Source organism: Mariniflexile sp. TRM1-10 (genome assembly GCF_003425985.1).
Lineage (GTDB): Bacteria > Bacteroidota > Bacteroidia > Flavobacteriales > Flavobacteriaceae > Mariniflexile.
The window spans coordinates 407383-424702 of record NZ_CP022985.1; the positions used below are offsets into that span (position 1 = coordinate 407383).

A 17320-nucleotide genomic window follows, 5' to 3' on the forward strand; every position below is an offset into this window, starting at 1 on the left:
CAATATATTACTTTTTTAATAAGGTATTAAATAAAAAAAACACCTAATTGTAAAATACAGTTTCTTGTATATGCTTACTCTTTTATATTACTATGAAGTCACAGTCTTCTCAGAGCTGGTTAGAAAAAAATTGTTTTACTTTATAAAAAGACCCAGATAATTGAAATTATCTGGGCTTTTTTAAATCATGAAAAAACCATTAATACTATAGAGCTTCTTTAATGACAGCCTGTGCAGAAACCAATCTAGCAATGGGAACCCTAAAAGGAGAACAACTAACATAATCCATGCCGTTACGGTAGCAGAACTCTATCGAACTTGGTTCGCCACCATGTTCACCACAAATGCCAACTTTTAAATTTGGTTTAACACTTCGACCTCTTTCAATGCCCATTTTTATTAACTGCCCTACGCCTTCTTGATCCAACACTTCAAAAGGATCCACTTTTAAAATACCTTTTTCAATATAAATGGGCAAGAATTTACCAGCATCATCACGTGAATATCCAAAAGTCATTTGCGTTAAATCATTCGTTCCAAAAGAAAAGAAATCTGCTTGTTCTGCGATCTTATCTGCCATTAATACAGCTCTTGGAATTTCAATCATAGTACCTACTAAATAGTCTATACGGGCATTTCTTTCTTTAAAAACAGTCGTTGCAGTGTGCCTTATAATTTGTTCTTGCATCTCGAACTCCTTAACAGTACCAACGAGAGGCACCATAATTTCAGGCTTAGAAACAATGCCTTTAGCTTTCAAGTTTAAAGCAGCCTCGATGATAGCACGTGTTTGCATTTCCGTGATTTCTGGATAAGTATTTCCTAATCTACAGCCTCTATGTCCCAACATGGGATTGAATTCTTCCAATTCTGCTACTTTATTTTTTACAGCTTGTAGCGAAATATGCATATCATCTGCAAGATCTTTTTGTGTTGCCAATTGGTGAGGCACAAACTCATGTAATGGCGGATCTAGCAAACGAATCGTTACTGGCAAGCCGTCCATAGCTTCAAAAATGCCTTCAAAATCTGCTCGCTGCATGGGCAGTAATTCATTTAAAGCTGATTTTCTGCCTTTTACGGTATCGGATAAAATCATTTCACGCATGGCTTTAATTCTATCCACTTCAAAGAACATGTGCTCGGTTCTGGTTAAGCCAATACCTTGTGCTCCAAAATTTCTAGCAATTTTAGCATCTTTTGGAGTGTCTGCATTGGTTCTCACTTTCATGTTAGCATACTTATCAGACAATTTCATGATTTCTGCAAATTCACCACTTAATTCGGGTTCAACAGTTTCAACCTTACCTTCAATAATATTTCCTGTGGAACCATTTAAAGAAATCCAATCACCTTCATGGTACTCGTGGCCATCAACAGTAAGTGTTCTTGCTTTATAATTTATTTTTAAAGCACCAGCCCCAGAAATACAACATTTACCCATACCACGGGCAACAACAGCAGCATGTGAGGTCATACCACCTCGAGCCGTCAAAATACCTTTGGCGATATGCATCCCTTCCAAATCTTCAGGTGATGTTTCAATACGTACTAAAATGCTGCTTTTAAATTTGGATGCTTCATCAGCAAAAAACACAATTTTACCAGTTGCAGCACCAGGAGAAGCTGGCAATCCTTGGGCAATGACATGTGCTCGTTTTAAAGCGGACGTATCAAAAACCGGATGTAATAATTCATCTAGTTTATTAGGTTCAATTCGTAATAATGCTTCTTTTTCGTCAATCTTTCCTTCTTTTAATAAATCAATTGCAATTTTTACCATGGCGGCTCCTGTGCGCTTACCATTGCGGGTTTGCAATATCCATAGTTTACCATCTTGAATAGTAAACTCCATATCCTGCATTTCCCTATAATGATTTTCAAGTGTTTTTTGATACGCATTGAGTTCATCAAAAACAGCAGGCATCAATTCTTCTAATGATGGGTATGTTTCCAGTCTTTCAGATTCTTTAACTTTTGCTAATTCTGCCCAACGCTGTGAACCCAGTTTTGTTATTTGCTGAGGCGTTCTAACACCGGCAACAACATCTTCACCTTGTGCGTTTATTAAATATTCACCGCTAAAAACGTTTTCGCCAGTTCCTGCATCCCTAGTAAAACAGACACCTGTTCCAGAAGTATCCCCCATATTGCCATATACCATAGCTTGAACATTTACGGCTGTTCCCCAGTCTTCTGGGTATCCATGCATGTTTCTGTAATAAATAGCACGATCCCCATTCCAACTATTGAATACCGCTATGATAGCCCCCCAAAGCTGTTCCCATGGATCTGTTGGGAAATCATGACCCGTTTGCTTTTTTACTGCTTCCTTAAAATCAGAAACTAAATCTTTTAAATCCTGAACAGAAAATTCCGTATCTAAGCGGATCCCTCTTTTTTCTTTAAGGGTTTCCATAATTTCTTCAAAAGGATCTATATCTTCCTTAGAAGCTGGTTTCATCCCAAGCACTACACCGCCATACATTTGAATAAAACGGCGATAAGAATCCCATGCAAAATGGTCATTTCCTGTTTTCTTAGCCAATCCTTTAATAACCTCATCATTTATTCCAAGATTTAAAACGGTATCCATCATCCCTGGCATAGAAGCTCTGGCTCCTGAACGTACCGATACCAATAAAGGGTTTACTTTATCGCCAAATTTAGCAGTCATTTGAGATTCAATATTCGCAATTGATTCTTCTATATCTTCTTTTATTAAATCTACAACAGCCTCTTTTCCTAATAAATTATATTCGGTACATACATCCGTAGTGATTGTAAAACCAGGGGGCACAGGAATTCCAATCGAACTCATTTCAGCTAAATTAGCGCCTTTACCTCCTAATAAATTTTTCATGTTGCTATTTCCATCAGCAGTTTTGTTTCCAAATCTGTAAACTCTTTTTTTTGCTTCTTGTAGTAGTTCCATAACAAATAATTTATAAATTAAAAAAATATAGATATGACCTCTAAAGTTACATTGTAAAAAGGGTAATTTCAATGATATAAATCATATTATCATTAAGTATTAATATATTTTACCTTAGATAAAAAAAACAGATTTAAATAAGCAAATTTGTAAATTACTTTTAATTTCTTACTTTGCATCATACAAATTACCAAGGAACCAATGATGAATGTTACCAGGATTTTCGATTTCCCTTATTATCAGCTTGAAACCTATAATTTAAACAAGGCTTTCACTACAAAATATGACGGTGAATGGAAATCAATTTCTACTCAGGAATTTATTAATCAAGCGAATGCTATTAGTCGAGGTTTGCTTCGCTTAGGCGTAAAACCAAACGATAAAATTGCTGTTATTTCTTCGACGAATCGAACCGAATGGAATGTTCTGGATATAGGTGTACTACAAACGGGTGCACAAAACGTACCTATTTACCCAACCATTGCTTCGGAAGACTATGAATATATTCTGAATCATTCAGAATCCATATATTGCTTTGTTTCTGATGTTGAAGTTCTTGAAAAGTTAAACGTCATAAAAAGTAAAACAAACTTAAAAAACATATATACTTTTGATGCTATTGAAGGTGAAAACCATTGGACCGATGTTTTAAAACTAGGTGAAGACACTAGCAATCAAACAGAAGTTGAAGCAACTAAGGACAGCGTAAAACCTTCCGATTTGGCAACCCTAATTTACACCTCGGGAACTACAGGAAGACCAAAAGGCGTCATGCTTTCCCATAACAACTTAGTTTCAAACGTACTGGACAGCAAAAAACGGGTACCATTTCGTTATGGAAAATCCAAAGCTTTAAGCTTCCTTCCCATCTGCCATGTTTTTGAACGTATGATTCTGTACTTATATATATACTGCGGTGTCGAAATTTATTTTGCAGAATCTATTGAAAAAATGGGCGACAACCTTAAAGAAGTTGGTCCGAATGTTATGACAGCTGTTCCCCGACTTTACGAAAAGGTATATGATAAAATTGTAGCAAAAGGCGCCGATTTAACAGGCATTAAAAAAATGCTGTTCTTTTGGGCTTTAAATTTGGGCTTAAAATTTGAGCCCTACGGAAAAAATGGCTGGTGGTACGAATTTCAGTTAAAAATAGCTAGAAAACTCATTTTTAGCAAATGGAAAGCAGGCTTGGGTGGCCATTTAGAAATTATGGTTTCTGGTAGTGCAGCGCTACAAACAAGGTTAACCCGTGTTTTTGCAGCAGCTGATTTACCTATTATGGAAGGGTACGGACTTACCGAAACCTCGCCCGTAATTTCAGTAAACGATATGAGAAGCGGTGGTTTTAGAATTGGAACCGTTGGAAAAACAATTGATAATGTTGAAGTTAAAATTGCTGAAGATGGCGAAATTCTTGTAAAAGGTCCTAATGTCATGATAGGCTATTTCAAAGACCCCGAAAAAACAGCAGAAGTAATGACGGGCGATTACTTTCATACAGGAGATATTGGCGAATTTGATGCTGATGGCTTTTTAAAAATCACAGACCGCAAAAAGGAAATGTTTAAAACCTCTGGTGGAAAATATGTAGCTCCAGCACTTATTGAAAATCAATTTAAACAATCGCGTTTTATAGAGCAAATCATGGTTATTGGTGATGGCGAAAAAATGCCTGCCGCTTTAATACAACTTAACTTCGATTTTGTTAAAGAATGGGCAAGAAAACACCATATTGCTTTTAACAATAGTAGCGACCTTATTAGAAACCCAAAACTATTGGAACGCATACAAAGCGAAATAGATAAAGCCAACACCAACTTTGGTAATTGGGAGCAAATAAAGAAATTTGAAATAACACCAGATGTGTGGTCTATAGATGCAGGACACTTAACTCCTACCATGAAATTAAAGCGTAAAGTGATTAAAGAAAAATACGCTGACCTTATCGAAAAAATTTATAGACCTTAGTTACATATCTTAAATAAGCTTAAAAATGAACTCGTTTAAAACTTTTCACAATTGGCTAAAAAATAGTCCTTTAGCACTCGTTTTTTTGCCTTTTCTTCCTTCCATAGCCCTGCTATGCAACTCAAAAAAGCCTTCAACCGAGCACTAAATAACTGATTTTCGCTTCAATCAAAAAATTTTAAACGAGTTCAATCAAAAAAACGTCATAATTTTTCTTAATATATTATGCATGCATAATATATTTTCATATATTTGGACTATCCAACCAAAAAAAATGAAAGAGAAAACAATTGATTATATGTTACGGACCACATGGCTTGCTGTTCAGAAAATGTATAATGAAGAAGCTGCAAAATTTGGCAGCACCATGGCTACTGGCTTTACATTATTGAGTATAGACCCAGAAAAAGGAACAGCATCTACAGCCTTAGGCCCAAAAATGGGGATGGAAGCTACCAGTTTGTCAAGAATATTAAAAACAATGGAAGCAAAAGGATTGATAGAACGTCATCCTAATCCTGAAGATGGCAGAGGTGTTATTATCCGTCTTACTGATTTTGGACGTGAAAAAAGAGCCCATTCCAAAGAAAAAGTTTTAATCTTCAATGAAAGCATCAAAAAAAATGTTTCAGAAGAGAAATTAAACCATTTCTATGAAGTTACCGAAATGATTAACGACATGATTTTAAACAAAAAAATATACGATCAAAACGATAAGTAATTAAAATGAGCAAACGAAGAATTAAAAAAGTGGCCATTATTGGCTCTGGAATTATGGGAAGCGGTATTGCATGTCATTTCGCAAATATTGGTGTAGATGTGTTGTTGCTCGATATAGTTCCCAGAGAATTAAATGATGCCGAAAAAGCAAAAGGATTAACACTTAACGACAAAATAGTAAGAAACCGATTGGTAAATGAAGCGTTGGCAGCTGCATTAAAATCGAAACCCTCTCCTATTTATCATTCAAGTTTTGCCAGTAGAATTACTACGGGTAATTTAGAAGATGATATTGCTAAAGTGTCCCAAGTAGATTGGATTATGGAAGTTGTTGTTGAACGATTGGACATTAAAAAAAGTGTTTTTGAAAAGCTAGACAAATATAGAACTCCAGGCACTTTAATTACTTCCAACACTTCAGGCATTCCTATTCATTTTATGAGTGAAGGACGCAGTGAGGATTTTCAAAAGCATTTCTGCGGCACACACTTTTTCAATCCTGCCCGGTATTTAAAGCTATTTGAAATTATTCCTGGACCTAAAACTGATGCTTCAGTTTTAGACTTTTTAAATGGTTACGGCGAACAATTTTTAGGAAAAACATCGGTAATCGCCAAAGACACACCGGCATTTATAGGAAACCGTATTGGGATTTTTGGTATTCAAAGCTTATTCCATCAAGTAAAATCATTAGGCCTAACGGTTGAAGAAATTGATAAACTAACAGGTCCCGTTATTGGACGTCCAAAATCGGCAACCTTTAGAACTGTCGATGTGGTTGGATTAGATACCTTGGTGCATGTTGCCAATGGTATTTATGAAAATTGTCCTAATGATGAAGCCCACGAACTTTTCAAACTACCCGATTTCATCCATACCATGATGGAAAAAAAATGGTTAGGAAGCAAAACAGGACAAGGATTTTATAAAAAGGAAGGTAAAGATATTTTAGCATTAGACTTAAATACACTAGAATACAAACCCTCAAAAAAAGCAAACTTTGCAACTTTAGAACTTACAAAAACCATTGATAAAGTTATCGACCGTTTTAAAGTTTTGGTTTCGGGAAAAGACAAGGCAGGCGATTTTTACAGAAAAAATTTCGCTTCAATGTTCGCTTATGTATCACATCGAATTCCAGAAATCACAAACGAATTATATAAGATAGATGATGCCATGAAAGCTGGCTTTGGTTGGGAACATGGTCCGTTTCAAATTTGGGATGCCATAGGTGTAGAAAAAGGCATAGAAATAATGAAAGCCGAAGGTTTAGAACCTGCCGCTTGGGTAAATGAGATGTTAGCTTCAGGAAACACCTCGTTCTACTCTGTAAAAAATGGTGCTACATATTTTTATGATATCCCGAAAAAATCGCAAGAAAAAATACCTGGTCAAGATGCCTTCATCATTTTAGATAACATTCGAAAATCCAAAGAAGTATTTAAAAATACAGGCGTTGTGATTGAAGATTTGGGCGATGGTATTTTAAACTGCGAATTCCAATCAAAAATGAACACCATTGGTGGCGATGTGTTGGCAGGACTAAATAAAGCTATAGACATTGCTGAAAAAGATTTTGCTGGTTTGGTTATCGGTAACCAAGCAGCAAACTTCTCGGTTGGTGCCAATATAGGCATGATTTTCATGATGGCTGTCGAGCAAGAATATGATGAACTTAATGCCGCCATTAAATATTTTCAAGACACCATGATGCGTATGCGTTATTCGGCAATCCCTACCATTGCAGCGCCTCATGGTATGACGCTGGGTGGTGGTTGCGAGCTATCGATGCATGCTGATAAAGTTGTGGCTGCTGCCGAAACTTATATTGGTTTGGTTGAGTTTGGAGTTGGCGTTATTCCAGGTGGTGGTGGCTCAAAAGAAATGGCTTTACGAACATCCGACACCTTTAGAAAAGGCGATGTAGAATTGAATACGCTACAAGAATATTTCTTAACCATTGGTATGGCAAAAGTGGCAACATCGGCTTACGAAGCGTTCGATATGGGTGTACTTCAAAAAGGAAAAGATGTGGTAGTTGTTAACAAAGATCGCCAAATAGCTACCGCAAAAGCTTATGCTAAATTAATGGCAGAAACTGGCTATACACAACCCATAAAGCGTACCGATGTTAAAGTACTTGGTAAACAAGCTTTAGGTATGTTTTTAGTGGGCACCGATTCCATGGAAGCATCTAACTTTATAAGTGAACACGATCATAAAATCGCCAACAAATTAGCCTATGTGATGGCAGGTGGCGATTTATCGGAACCTACTTTAGTAAGCGAACAATATTTACTAGACCTAGAACGTGAAGCCTTTTTAAGTTTATGTACAGAGCGTAAAACCTTAGAGCGTATTCAACACATGCTGAAAACTGGGAAACCACTTCGCAACTAGTCCCCTCCTAACCTCCCCAAAGGGGAGGGACTTGGAAACTAAAAATAATGTATAATTAAAATATACCCGTTAAAATCCCCTCTCCTTCGGAGAGGGTTAGGGAGAGGAAAAATGAAACAAGCATATATAGTAAAAGCATACAGAACCGCCGTTGGCAAAGCACCAAAGGGTGTCTTTCGCTTTAAAAGAGCAGATGAATTAGGTGCTGAAACCATCCAGTACATGATGAAAGAATTACCTAACCTTGATGTAAAACGTATTGACGACGTTATTGTTGGTAATGCCATGCCAGAAGGCGCACAAGGTCTAAACATGGCACGATTTATTTCATTAATTGGACTAAACAGCGTTGATGTACCCGGGGTAACGGTAAACCGATTTTGTTCTTCAGGCATTGAAACTATCGCTATCGCTGCAGCAAAAATTCAAACGGGAATGGCCGATTGCATTATTGCAGGTGGCTCAGAAAGCATGAGCTCGGTGCCTATGACTGGCTTTAAACCCGAATTGAATTATGATACTGTAAAAGCTGGACATGAAGATTACTACTGGGGTATGGGAAACACTGCTGAAGCTGTTGCCAACCAATTTAAAGTATCTCGTGAAGACCAAGATGCGTTTGCTTACAACTCTCATATGAAGGCATTGAAAGCTTTAGCTGAAAATAGATTCCAAGACCAAATTGTTCCTATAAATGTGGAGCAAATTTATATTGACGACAACGGAAAAAAAGCAACAAAATCTTATACTGTAACTAAAGATGAAGGGCCTCGTGCTGGAACTAGTCTAGACGCACTGGCTAAATTAAAACCTGTATTTGCTGCTGGTGGAAGTGTCACAGCAGGAAACTCATCACAAATGAGCGACGGTGCTGCTTTTGTAATGGTTATGAGTGAAGATATGGTAAAAGAATTAAACCTCGAACCCATTGCCCGTTTAGTAAGTTATGCTGCTGTTGGCGTAGAACCTCGTATTATGGGTATTGGCCCCGTTAAAGCGATTCCAAAAGCATTAAATTTTGTAGGATTACAACAAAAAGATTTAGAACTTATTGAATTAAACGAAGCTTTTGCATCACAATCGTTAGCCGTCATTCGAGAGTTAAGTTTAAACCCAGATATTGTGAATGTAAACGGAGGCGCTATTGCCTTAGGGCATCCACTTGGTTGTACGGGTACTAAACTGTCTGTGCAATTATTTGACGAAATGCGCAAACGTAACATGAAAAACAAATATGGCGCTGTTACCATGTGCGTTGGTACAGGACAAGGTGCTTGTGGTATTTTTGAATTCCTTAGTTAAGAATCAAGATTTTAAGATCCAAGAATCAAGACACCAAAAAAAGACTATGCATAATTTTAAGAAATTAAAAATTTGGGATGAAAGTATGTTACTTGTTTCAGAATCATACAAGCTCACTCGTACTCTTCCTGAATTTGAAGCTTATGGGTTAACGAGTCAAATGAATCGATGTGCAGTTTCTATTCCTTCTAATATTTCTGAAGGCTCTAGTAAAAGCTCAGATAAACATTTTAATAAATATTTAGAAGATAGTTTAGGTTCAGCCTTTGAATGGGAAACACAACTTAATATTGCATATAATAAGAGATATCTTTCGAAAGAAAAATTTAATGAATTAGAACAAAAAATTAAACAAATACAAAAAATGATTTCAGGATTCCAATCTGGACTAAAATTATAGTCTAGGTTCTTGATTCTTGATTCTATAAATCTAAAGAAAATGGAAGAAAAAGATATTTTAAGAGGCGGTCAGTTTTTAGTTAAAGAAACAAACTGCGAAGACATATTCACGCCTGAAGACTTTTCGGAAGAACAATTGATGATGAAAGAGGCTGTTACCGAATTTGTTGACAGGGAAATTTGGCCAAACAAACCTCGCTTTGAAGCTAAAGATTATGCCTTAACAGAATCTTGCATGCAAAAAGCTGGTGAAATGGGGTTTTTAAGCGTTTCTGTTCCCACTGAATATGGTGGTATGGGTATGGGGTTTGTAGATACCATGTTGGTATGTGATTATATTTCTGGTGCTACCGGTTCTTTTAGTACCGCTTTTGGTGCGCATACAGGTATTGGTACTTTACCTATACTATTATATGGCACCGAAGAACAAAAGCAAAAGTATATTCCAAAATTGGCAACCGGAGAATGGTTTGGTTCTTACTGTTTAACTGAACCTAGTGCTGGTAGTGATGCCAATTCAGGTAAAACAAAAGCTGTTTTATCTGCCGATGGAAAATCATATAGCATTACGGGGCAAAAAATGTGGATTTCCAATGCTGGGTTTTGTAGTTTAATGATTGTTTTTGCAAGAATTGAAGACGATAAATACATTACGGGATTTATTGTTGAATACGATAAAAACAACCCTAACGGGATTACCATGGGTGAAGAAGAACACAAATTAGGTATCCGTGCGTCTTCAACAAGACAGGTGTTTTTTAATGATACCGTTGTTCCAGTTGAAAATATGTTGTCAACCAGAGGCAATGGTTTTAAAATAGCCATGAATGCCTTAAACGTTGGTAGAATTAAATTAGCCGCCGCTTGTTTGGATGCGCAACGTCGTGTTATAACAGAATCGGTTAAATATGCTAATGAACGTATTCAATTTAACACACCAATTTCCAGTTTTGGGGCTATTCGTCAAAAAATAGCAGAAATGGCAACCAATTGTTGGGTTGGGGAAACTGCTAGTTATCGTGCAGCTAAAAATATTGAAGACCGTATTATTCTTCGTCAGAATAACGGAAAAGACACCCACCAAGAAGCCGAATTAAAAGCCGTTGAAGAGTATGCCATTGAATGTTCTATACTAAAAGTAGCTGTTTCTGAATTTACACAACGGTGTACCGATGAAGGCATTCAAATTTTTGGAGGCATGGGATTCTCTGAAGAAACACCTATTGAATCGGCTTGGAGAGATGCCCGTATTGCCAGAATCTATGAAGGCACCAACGAAATTAACCGCATGTTAAGTATAGGGATGCTTATTAAAAAAGCCATGAAAGGGCACCTGGATTTATTAGGACCAGCAACTGCTGTTGCTAATGAACTAACAGGTATCCCATCATTTGACACGCCTGATTTTTCAGAATTATTTTCAGAAGAAAAAAGTATTATAGTCAATCTTAAAAAATTATTTTTAATGGTTGCAGGAGCGGCTTTACAGAAATATGGTGAGGAAATTGAAAAACGTCAACAACTCATGTTGGCTGCTTCAGATATTTTAATTCAAATATACTTAGCTGAATCTGCTATTCTACGTGCTGAAAAAATAGCTAAAAAAGAAGGTGAAGAAAAAGCTAAAGAACAAATAGCTATGGCAAAATTAAATTTATTCCATGCTATTGATGTTATTGAAACTGCAGGCAAACACTCCATCATTTCATTCTCAACTGGTGATGAGCAACGTATGATGCTAATGGGTTTAAAACGCTATATTAAATACGTAAATATGCCAAACATTATAGAATTAAGAAATATTATAGCAAGTAAAGTTATTAAAGAAAACAAATACTGCTTTTAATAAATAGTGACTGACTCAATTCTTAAAGCGTTTCAAAAATATATTTTTTGAAACGCTTTTTAATTTTAAAGTGGTTTTAAACTTTTCAATTGAAGCAGGACGGAGCGTGAAAAAATAACCCAGTGGGTTATTTTAGCAAACGAGCCAGCCAGCGCAATGGCAATTTTGTCCAATTAAAGCCTTTTTCGAGTTAGGGCCGAGCGTAAAGAAAAGGTTTAGTAAACCTTTTTAGAGAAGGAGCCAGCTTGTCGCGTTGGAAAAGCTACGGAAAGAAAAAAGATGTAGAGTGGGCAAAAAAGGGCGATTTTTTAGCCAATTAGAAAAGTTTAAACCACTTTTAAGTATTTTAGTAAAAAATATCAAATGAAAAAATTAAGTATTCTTATTCTGCTTTTTATATCTACTGCAATTTATGCGCAAAAGGAGCAAGTACTTGAGCCAAAATTAGAAAACATAGCTTGGATTTCGGGCAATTGGAAAGGCGAAGCATTTGGAGGATTAACCGAAGAAAACTGGAGCGAACCATCGGGCGACTCGATGATGGCAACCTTCAAATTAATAGTAAACAATAAAGTTACTTTTTACGAAATAGAAATAATTAGGGAAGTAAATAACACATTAATACTTCAGATAAAACATTTTAATAACGATTTGAAAGGTTGGGAAGCAAAAGATGAAACAGTCGATTTTCCATTAAAGGAAATAACAGCAAACAAAGTGGCTTTTGAAGGCATGGTTTTTGAAAAGATTAATGCCAATGAAATGAATGTTTTTGTAGATCTACAACAGGAAAATGGCACTGTTGAAACTGTAAAATTCAATTATAAAAAGTAAAAAATCCATGAAATTTCAAAATCTATTAATGTTATTCCTATTCTGTGTAGTTTCATATGCGCAAACTCCTCAAGATCTATATAACATCATAGATGCTGTTTCTGAAAAACGCCTTGAAAAAGATATCCAGACACTTGTAAATTTTGGCACACGCAACACTTTTAGTGACACGGTGTCAAATACACGAGGCATTGGAGCTGCTAGACGCTGGATAAAACAGGAATTTGAAACCATTTCCAGTAATTGCGATGATTGCCTTCAGGTTTTTTATCAAAAGGATTTTGTGACTAAAAAAGGCAATAATAGAGTGCCTCATGATGCTTGGGTAGTGAATGTAGTCGCTATTCAAAAAGGCATAAAGTATCCAAACCGATATATTATTATGAGTGGAGATATAGACTCTCGTGCTAGTAATACCATGGATTTTATTACAGATGCACCCGGAGCTAACGACAATGCTTCTGGTATGGCAGGAACGATGGAAGCTGCCAGAGTATTATCCAAATACAAATTTGAAAATAGCATTATATATGTTGGACTTTCGGGAGAGGAACAAGGTTTGTTTGGCGGTGCTGGATTGGCCAACTATGCAAAAGAACATCACTGGGATATTGTTGGAGTTTTCAATAATGATATGATTGGAAATATTAAAGGATTGGATGGAATTATTGATAATAGGACGTTTAGAATTTTTTCGGAACCTGTTCCACCAACAGAAACAGAACGGGAACGACAACTAAGACGCTTTTATGGTGGTGAAGTTGATGGGATTTCCAGACAACTAGCCAGATATGTTTATAAAACCACAAAAACGTATATGCCGGAAATGAACCCGATGATGGTTTACAGATTGGATAGGTTTGGTCGTGGCGGACATCATCGTCCGTTTAATGATTTAGGTTTTTCAGGGATCAGAATTATGGAAGCTCACGAAAATTACGACCAACAGCATCAAGATATTAGAGAAGAAAACGGTATTAAATATGGTGATATTATTGAACATGTAAATTTTGATTATGTTAAAAAGCTAACTGCTGTAAATGCCATTAACTTAGCAAGTTTAGCATCTGCGCCACCACCACCAAAAAATGTTTCTATTGGTGGTGCCGTAGAACCTTCGGCAAAATTGAAATGGAATAAGGTAGATGGTGCGGTTGGCTATAAAATCTATTGGAGAGATACTACCTCGCCTACTTGGGATTATAGTAGATATGTCGGTGAAGTTTCCGAATTCACATTAGATGGTATTGTTGTTGATAACTATTTTTTTGGCATAGCATCCGTTGGAGAAAATGGCTTTGAAAGTGTTGTGGTTTTCCCAAATACTGTATTTTAGAACATTAATTATTTTAAATATATGATGAGACGTTTATTAGTAATATGGGCGATTGTTTTATTAGCTTCAACTGCAAAAGTGCAAGCTCAAGGTTTACTTTCAGAAAAAAACAATTTCACCAGACAAGATACACTAAGAGGAAGCATCACTCCAGAACGTGTTTGGTGGGACTTAACTTATTATCATTTAGACATTAAAGTAAAGCCAGATGAAAAATATATTTCTGGAAAGAACACCATTCAATACAAAGTACTCGAAAACAATTCGGTGATGCAAATTGATTTGCAACCACCATTAAAAATCACAAAGGCAGTCCAAAACAACAAAGAGTTAGACATAAGGCATGATGGCAATGCACATTTTATAACTTTAAAAGACCCTCAAAAGGTAAATGATATTAATAGTATCGATGTCCATTATGAAGGCCATCCAAGAGAAGCCGTAAGAGCACCTTGGGATGGTGGTATCTCTTGGAAAAAAGACGAAAACGGTAATCATTTTATAGCATCTTCTTGCCAAGGTTTGGGTGCCAGTGTTTGGTGGCCATGCAAAGACCACATGTACGATGAAGTAGATAGCATGCTTATTAGCGTTAATGTGCCCAGCAAGCTTATGGATGTATCTAATGGCAGGTTAAGAAGTGTAGAACAATATGGAGATACAAAAACCTATCATTGGATTGTAAAAAACCCAATAAACAATTACGGTGTAAATATCAATATTGGTGATTATGCGCATTTCTCAGAAGTATTTGATGGCGAAAATGGAAATTTAGATATGGATTATTATGTTTTAAAAGATAATTTAGAAAAAGCTAAAGTCCATTTTAAAGATGCACCCAAAATGATGAAGGCTTTTGAACATTGGTTTGGTCCATATCCTTTTTATAAAGATGGCTACAAATTAGTTGAAGTGCCTTATTTAGGGATGGAACATCAAAGCTCGGTTACTTATGGTAACAAATACATGCAAGGTTATTTAGGAAAAGATTTATCGGGTACAGGTTGGGGATTAAAATTCGATTTCATTATCATACACGAATCTGGCCACGAATGGTTTGCAAATAATATAACCTATATCGATATTGCAGATATGTGGATTCATGAAAGCTTTACAAATTATTCTGAAAGTTTATTTTTGGAATACTATTATGGCAAAGAAGCGGGTGCAGAATATGTTATAGGCACTAGAAAAGGTATACAAAATGACCGCCCTATTATAGGTTACTATCATGTAAATACGGAAGGTTCTGCAGATATGTACCCAAAGGGAGGAAATATGCTACACACCTTACGGCAATTAGTAGAAGATGATGAAAAATGGCGACAAATTTTGCGTGGCTTAAACAGAACTTTTTATCATCAAACGGTCACCACGCAACAAATTGAAAATTATATGAGCGAGAAAACCGGTATTGATTTGACCGAGTTTTTCAATCAGTATTTAAGAACCACAAAAATTCCAACTTTAGAATATACCATAAAAAATAAGGAATTAAAATATAGATGGACAAATATTATAGACAAATTTGATATGCCTATTCAAGTATCTATTGATGGTCAAGAAGAATGGTTATTCCCAAAAGCCGAATGGAAAACAAAAATTTTAGACAGTAAAAATGTGTCATTTGAAATAGACCCAGACTTTTATGTTGAAACAAAAAAGCTTTAATTCTTTTGGAACTACCCGAATTATATTTTAAAACAGATAAAGAGTGGCGTGATTGGTTGCACAAAAATCATAAATCATACAAAGGTGCTTATTTAATATTTTATAAAGTTCAGCATGAAAATGACAGCATGCGTTGGGAAGAAGCGGTTAAAGTAGCTCTATGCTATGGGTGGATAGATTCTACAGTAAAAAGTTTGGGAGATGGTAAGCGAAGGCAATATTTTACACCCAGAAACCCCAAAAGTGTCTGGAGTGCATTAAACAAAAAGTATATTGAAGAATTAATTGCTAATGATTTGATGCACGAAAGTGGATTAAAAACTATTGGGATAGCAAAAGAAAATGGTAATTGGACCGTTTTAGATGCTGTTGAAAATGGTATCGTTCCTAACGACTTACAATTACAATTTGATAAAAATCCAGTAGCCTTTTCTAATTATCAAAACTTTGCTCCTTCTTACAGGAAAAGTTATCTCTATTGGTTAAATCAAGCCAAAAGAGAAGACACCAGAAAAAAGCGCATCACCGAAATCATTCAGTTATGCGCTAATAATATTAAAAGCAGAAGCGATTGGTAATCTCTAATGTGAATATATATTTGATTCCATTGAACGTAAATTGATGGAATTATTAAATATCTCAAGGATACGTTTCGCGATACCTGTCCATCCAAAATTACGGCGTGCAAACCTAGCTCCTTCTACAGACAATTCATTTCGCAATTTAGGGTATAAAAGAGGCATTGATAACATGGCTCCAAATTCTATTGGGCGATGAGGATCTGCAAATAGCGCTTGATGCCCAAAATCAATTAAATCGTATAAGCCTCCATGAACCGTTACAACACTAGGTGTACCACATGCCATCGCTTCAATAGCGACCATTCCAAAAGGCTCGTACCTAGAGGGCATGGCGAAAATATTTGCGGATCTATAAACATTGGCTAAATCTTCATCTTCTACATAATTTTTCCATTTTATTTTATCTAATACACCTAACTCACCTGCCAATTTTTTAAGCTTTTCCAAGCCTTCCATATCTTGAGCAGATTGATCGCCACCAATCGCCGCAACCAAACGTGCTTCCGGACAAAGTTGCATTACCGTTGGCAAAGCCTGTAAAAGAAGATCGTAACCTTTGTTATGTGCCATACGACCAAGAGCAAGAATATCATTAGGATGGATATCATACTTAGAACGAACCTTGTCATTTTCTTTGGAAGGTACTGGAAAAAAGCGATTTTCATCAATTCCTGGAGGAATCATACCACAATTCCGAGGTAACATATCATATTGTTTAGTAAGTAAATCTACCTGTGGTAGTGTGGTCGCAATAACATAATTGCACATTTGATACACAAAATATTCTTTTCGAATACGCTCTTTAAAACGGTAAGTTTTCTCCATTTCTTTTTCGTCCATATCACTACCCATCGTATGCCGTTTCCACCATCCAAGAGAATGTGGTGTATGTACATGCGAGATCCCCAACTCTTCAGCAATTTTCTGTCCAGCCCAACCGGCATCCCAATAATGGGTGTAAACAATATCATATTTTTTTTGTTCCTTTTTAATTGCTGTTAAACAATTGGTCACAAACTTTTTTAAGTGATCGTGCATATCTTCTTTTCGGATAAACTTTTTTCCGCCAAAAGGAATACGCCATACACTAAAATTCTCATCTACGATATCATATTCTGGTTGATTTTCAAATTGACGAGTCACTAAATCTACTCGTTTCCCCAACCTACTAAAGCGTTCTGCTAGTTCTAAAACATATACCACCTGCCCACCGGTATCTGGTTTTCCTAATTCGGCATGGGCGCCGACATAACCATGTAAAGAGATCATTAATATAGATTTCATATGTAAATATTTATTGTTTTTTAAAGGTTATACCTGCCTGC

12 protein-coding genes are annotated in these 17320 nt (G+C 36.2%); 10 read left to right on the forward strand and 2 right to left on the reverse strand.

The annotated features are described in order from the left end of the window. Positions 1-205: 205 nt before the first annotated feature. Positions 206-2935 carry a pyruvate, phosphate dikinase gene (gene ppdK, locus CJ739_RS01950; protein WP_117172383.1) on the reverse strand — a complete coding sequence of 910 codons (2730 nt, stop codon included), beginning with the start codon at positions 2933-2935 and terminating at the stop codon, positions 206-208. A gap of 201 nt (positions 2936-3136) precedes the next feature. Here ppdK and CJ739_RS01955 point away from each other — a divergent pair, with 201 nt between their 5' ends. The 10 genes from CJ739_RS01955 to CJ739_RS02000 all read left to right on the forward strand — a co-directional run bounded on the left by CJ739_RS01955 (position 3137) and on the right by CJ739_RS02000 (position 15992). Then, the gene (locus CJ739_RS01955; protein ID WP_117172384.1) at positions 3137-4906 is read left to right on the forward strand and encodes an AMP-dependent synthetase/ligase; all 1770 of its coding nucleotides are present in this window, start codon (positions 3137-3139) and stop codon (positions 4904-4906) included. Between the two features lie 274 nt (positions 4907-5180). Beyond that, complete coding sequence (locus tag CJ739_RS01960; protein ID WP_117178672.1) at positions 5181-5627, forward strand: MarR family winged helix-turn-helix transcriptional regulator; 447 nt, start codon at positions 5181-5183, stop codon at positions 5625-5627. 5 nt (positions 5628-5632) lie between these two features. Next, positions 5633-8026 carry a 3-hydroxyacyl-CoA dehydrogenase/enoyl-CoA hydratase family protein gene (locus tag CJ739_RS01965; protein ID WP_117172385.1) on the forward strand — a complete coding sequence of 798 codons (2394 nt, stop codon included), beginning with the start codon at positions 5633-5635 and terminating at the stop codon, positions 8024-8026. Between the two features lie 111 nt (positions 8027-8137). Further along, on the forward strand, positions 8138-9328 hold the full coding sequence (locus tag CJ739_RS01970) for an acetyl-CoA C-acyltransferase (protein WP_117172386.1): 1191 nt from the start codon (positions 8138-8140) through the stop codon (positions 9326-9328). Positions 9329-9374: 46 nt separating this feature from the next. Beyond that, positions 9375-9728, forward strand: coding sequence for a four helix bundle protein (locus tag CJ739_RS01975; RefSeq protein WP_117178674.1), 354 nt, complete (start codon positions 9375-9377; stop codon positions 9726-9728). A gap of 39 nt (positions 9729-9767) precedes the next feature. Continuing rightward, complete coding sequence (locus CJ739_RS01980) at positions 9768-11573, forward strand: acyl-CoA dehydrogenase FadE (protein ID WP_117172387.1); 1806 nt, start codon at positions 9768-9770, stop codon at positions 11571-11573. A 363-nt stretch (positions 11574-11936) separates the two neighbouring features. Beyond that, positions 11937-12407: a DUF6265 family protein gene (locus CJ739_RS01985; RefSeq protein ID WP_117172388.1), complete on the forward strand. Its 471-nt coding sequence runs from the start codon at positions 11937-11939 to the stop codon at positions 12405-12407. Between the two features lie 28 nt (positions 12408-12435). After that, on the forward strand, positions 12436-13743 hold the full coding sequence (locus CJ739_RS01990; RefSeq protein WP_409446078.1) for a M28 family peptidase: 1308 nt from the start codon (positions 12436-12438) through the stop codon (positions 13741-13743). A gap of 24 nt (positions 13744-13767) precedes the next feature. Then, positions 13768-15414 (forward strand): M1 family metallopeptidase, encoded by a 1647-nt coding sequence (locus CJ739_RS01995; RefSeq protein WP_117172390.1) that lies wholly within the window; start codon positions 13768-13770, stop codon positions 15412-15414. Positions 15415-15419: 5 nt separating this feature from the next. Next, positions 15420-15992: a YdeI/OmpD-associated family protein gene (locus tag CJ739_RS02000; protein ID WP_117172391.1), complete on the forward strand. Its 573-nt coding sequence runs from the start codon at positions 15420-15422 to the stop codon at positions 15990-15992. A 3-nt stretch (positions 15993-15995) separates the two neighbouring features. Here the strand turns inward: CJ739_RS02000 and CJ739_RS02005 are convergent, their stop codons facing one another. After that, positions 15996-17264: a glycosyltransferase gene (locus tag CJ739_RS02005; protein ID WP_236951586.1), complete on the reverse strand. Its 1269-nt coding sequence runs from the start codon at positions 17262-17264 to the stop codon at positions 15996-15998. Between the last annotated feature and the right edge of the window lie 56 nt (positions 17265-17320).

Excerpts from the sequence above, each read along its gene's own strand:
- CJ739_RS01970 (WP_117172386.1), top strand. The coding sequence starts at position 8,138 with ATGAAACAAGCATATATAGTAAAAGCATACAGAACCGCCGTTGGCAAA.
- CJ739_RS01975 (WP_117178674.1), top strand. The coding sequence starts at position 9,375 with ATGCATAATTTTAAGAAATTAAAAATTTGGGATGAAAGTATGTTACTT.
- CJ739_RS01965 (WP_117172385.1), top strand. The coding sequence starts at position 5,633 with ATGAGCAAACGAAGAATTAAAAAAGTGGCCATTATTGGCTCTGGAATT.
- CJ739_RS01980 (WP_117172387.1), top strand. The coding sequence starts at position 9,768 with ATGGAAGAAAAAGATATTTTAAGAGGCGGTCAGTTTTTAGTTAAAGAA.
- CJ739_RS02005 (WP_236951586.1), bottom strand. The coding sequence starts at position 17,264 with ATGATCTCTTTACATGGTTATGTCGGCGCCCATGCCGAATTAGGAAAA.
- CJ739_RS01955 (WP_117172384.1), top strand. The coding sequence starts at position 3,137 with ATGATGAATGTTACCAGGATTTTCGATTTCCCTTATTATCAGCTTGAA.
- CJ739_RS01990 (WP_409446078.1), top strand. The coding sequence starts at position 12,436 with ATGTTATTCCTATTCTGTGTAGTTTCATATGCGCAAACTCCTCAAGAT.
- ppdK (WP_117172383.1), bottom strand. The coding sequence starts at position 2,935 with ATGGAACTACTACAAGAAGCAAAAAAAAGAGTTTACAGATTTGGAAAC.
- CJ739_RS01985 (WP_117172388.1), top strand. The coding sequence starts at position 11,937 with ATGAAAAAATTAAGTATTCTTATTCTGCTTTTTATATCTACTGCAATT.
- CJ739_RS01960 (WP_117178672.1), top strand. The coding sequence starts at position 5,181 with ATGAAAGAGAAAACAATTGATTATATGTTACGGACCACATGGCTTGCT.
- CJ739_RS01995 (WP_117172390.1), top strand. The coding sequence starts at position 13,768 with ATGAGACGTTTATTAGTAATATGGGCGATTGTTTTATTAGCTTCAACT.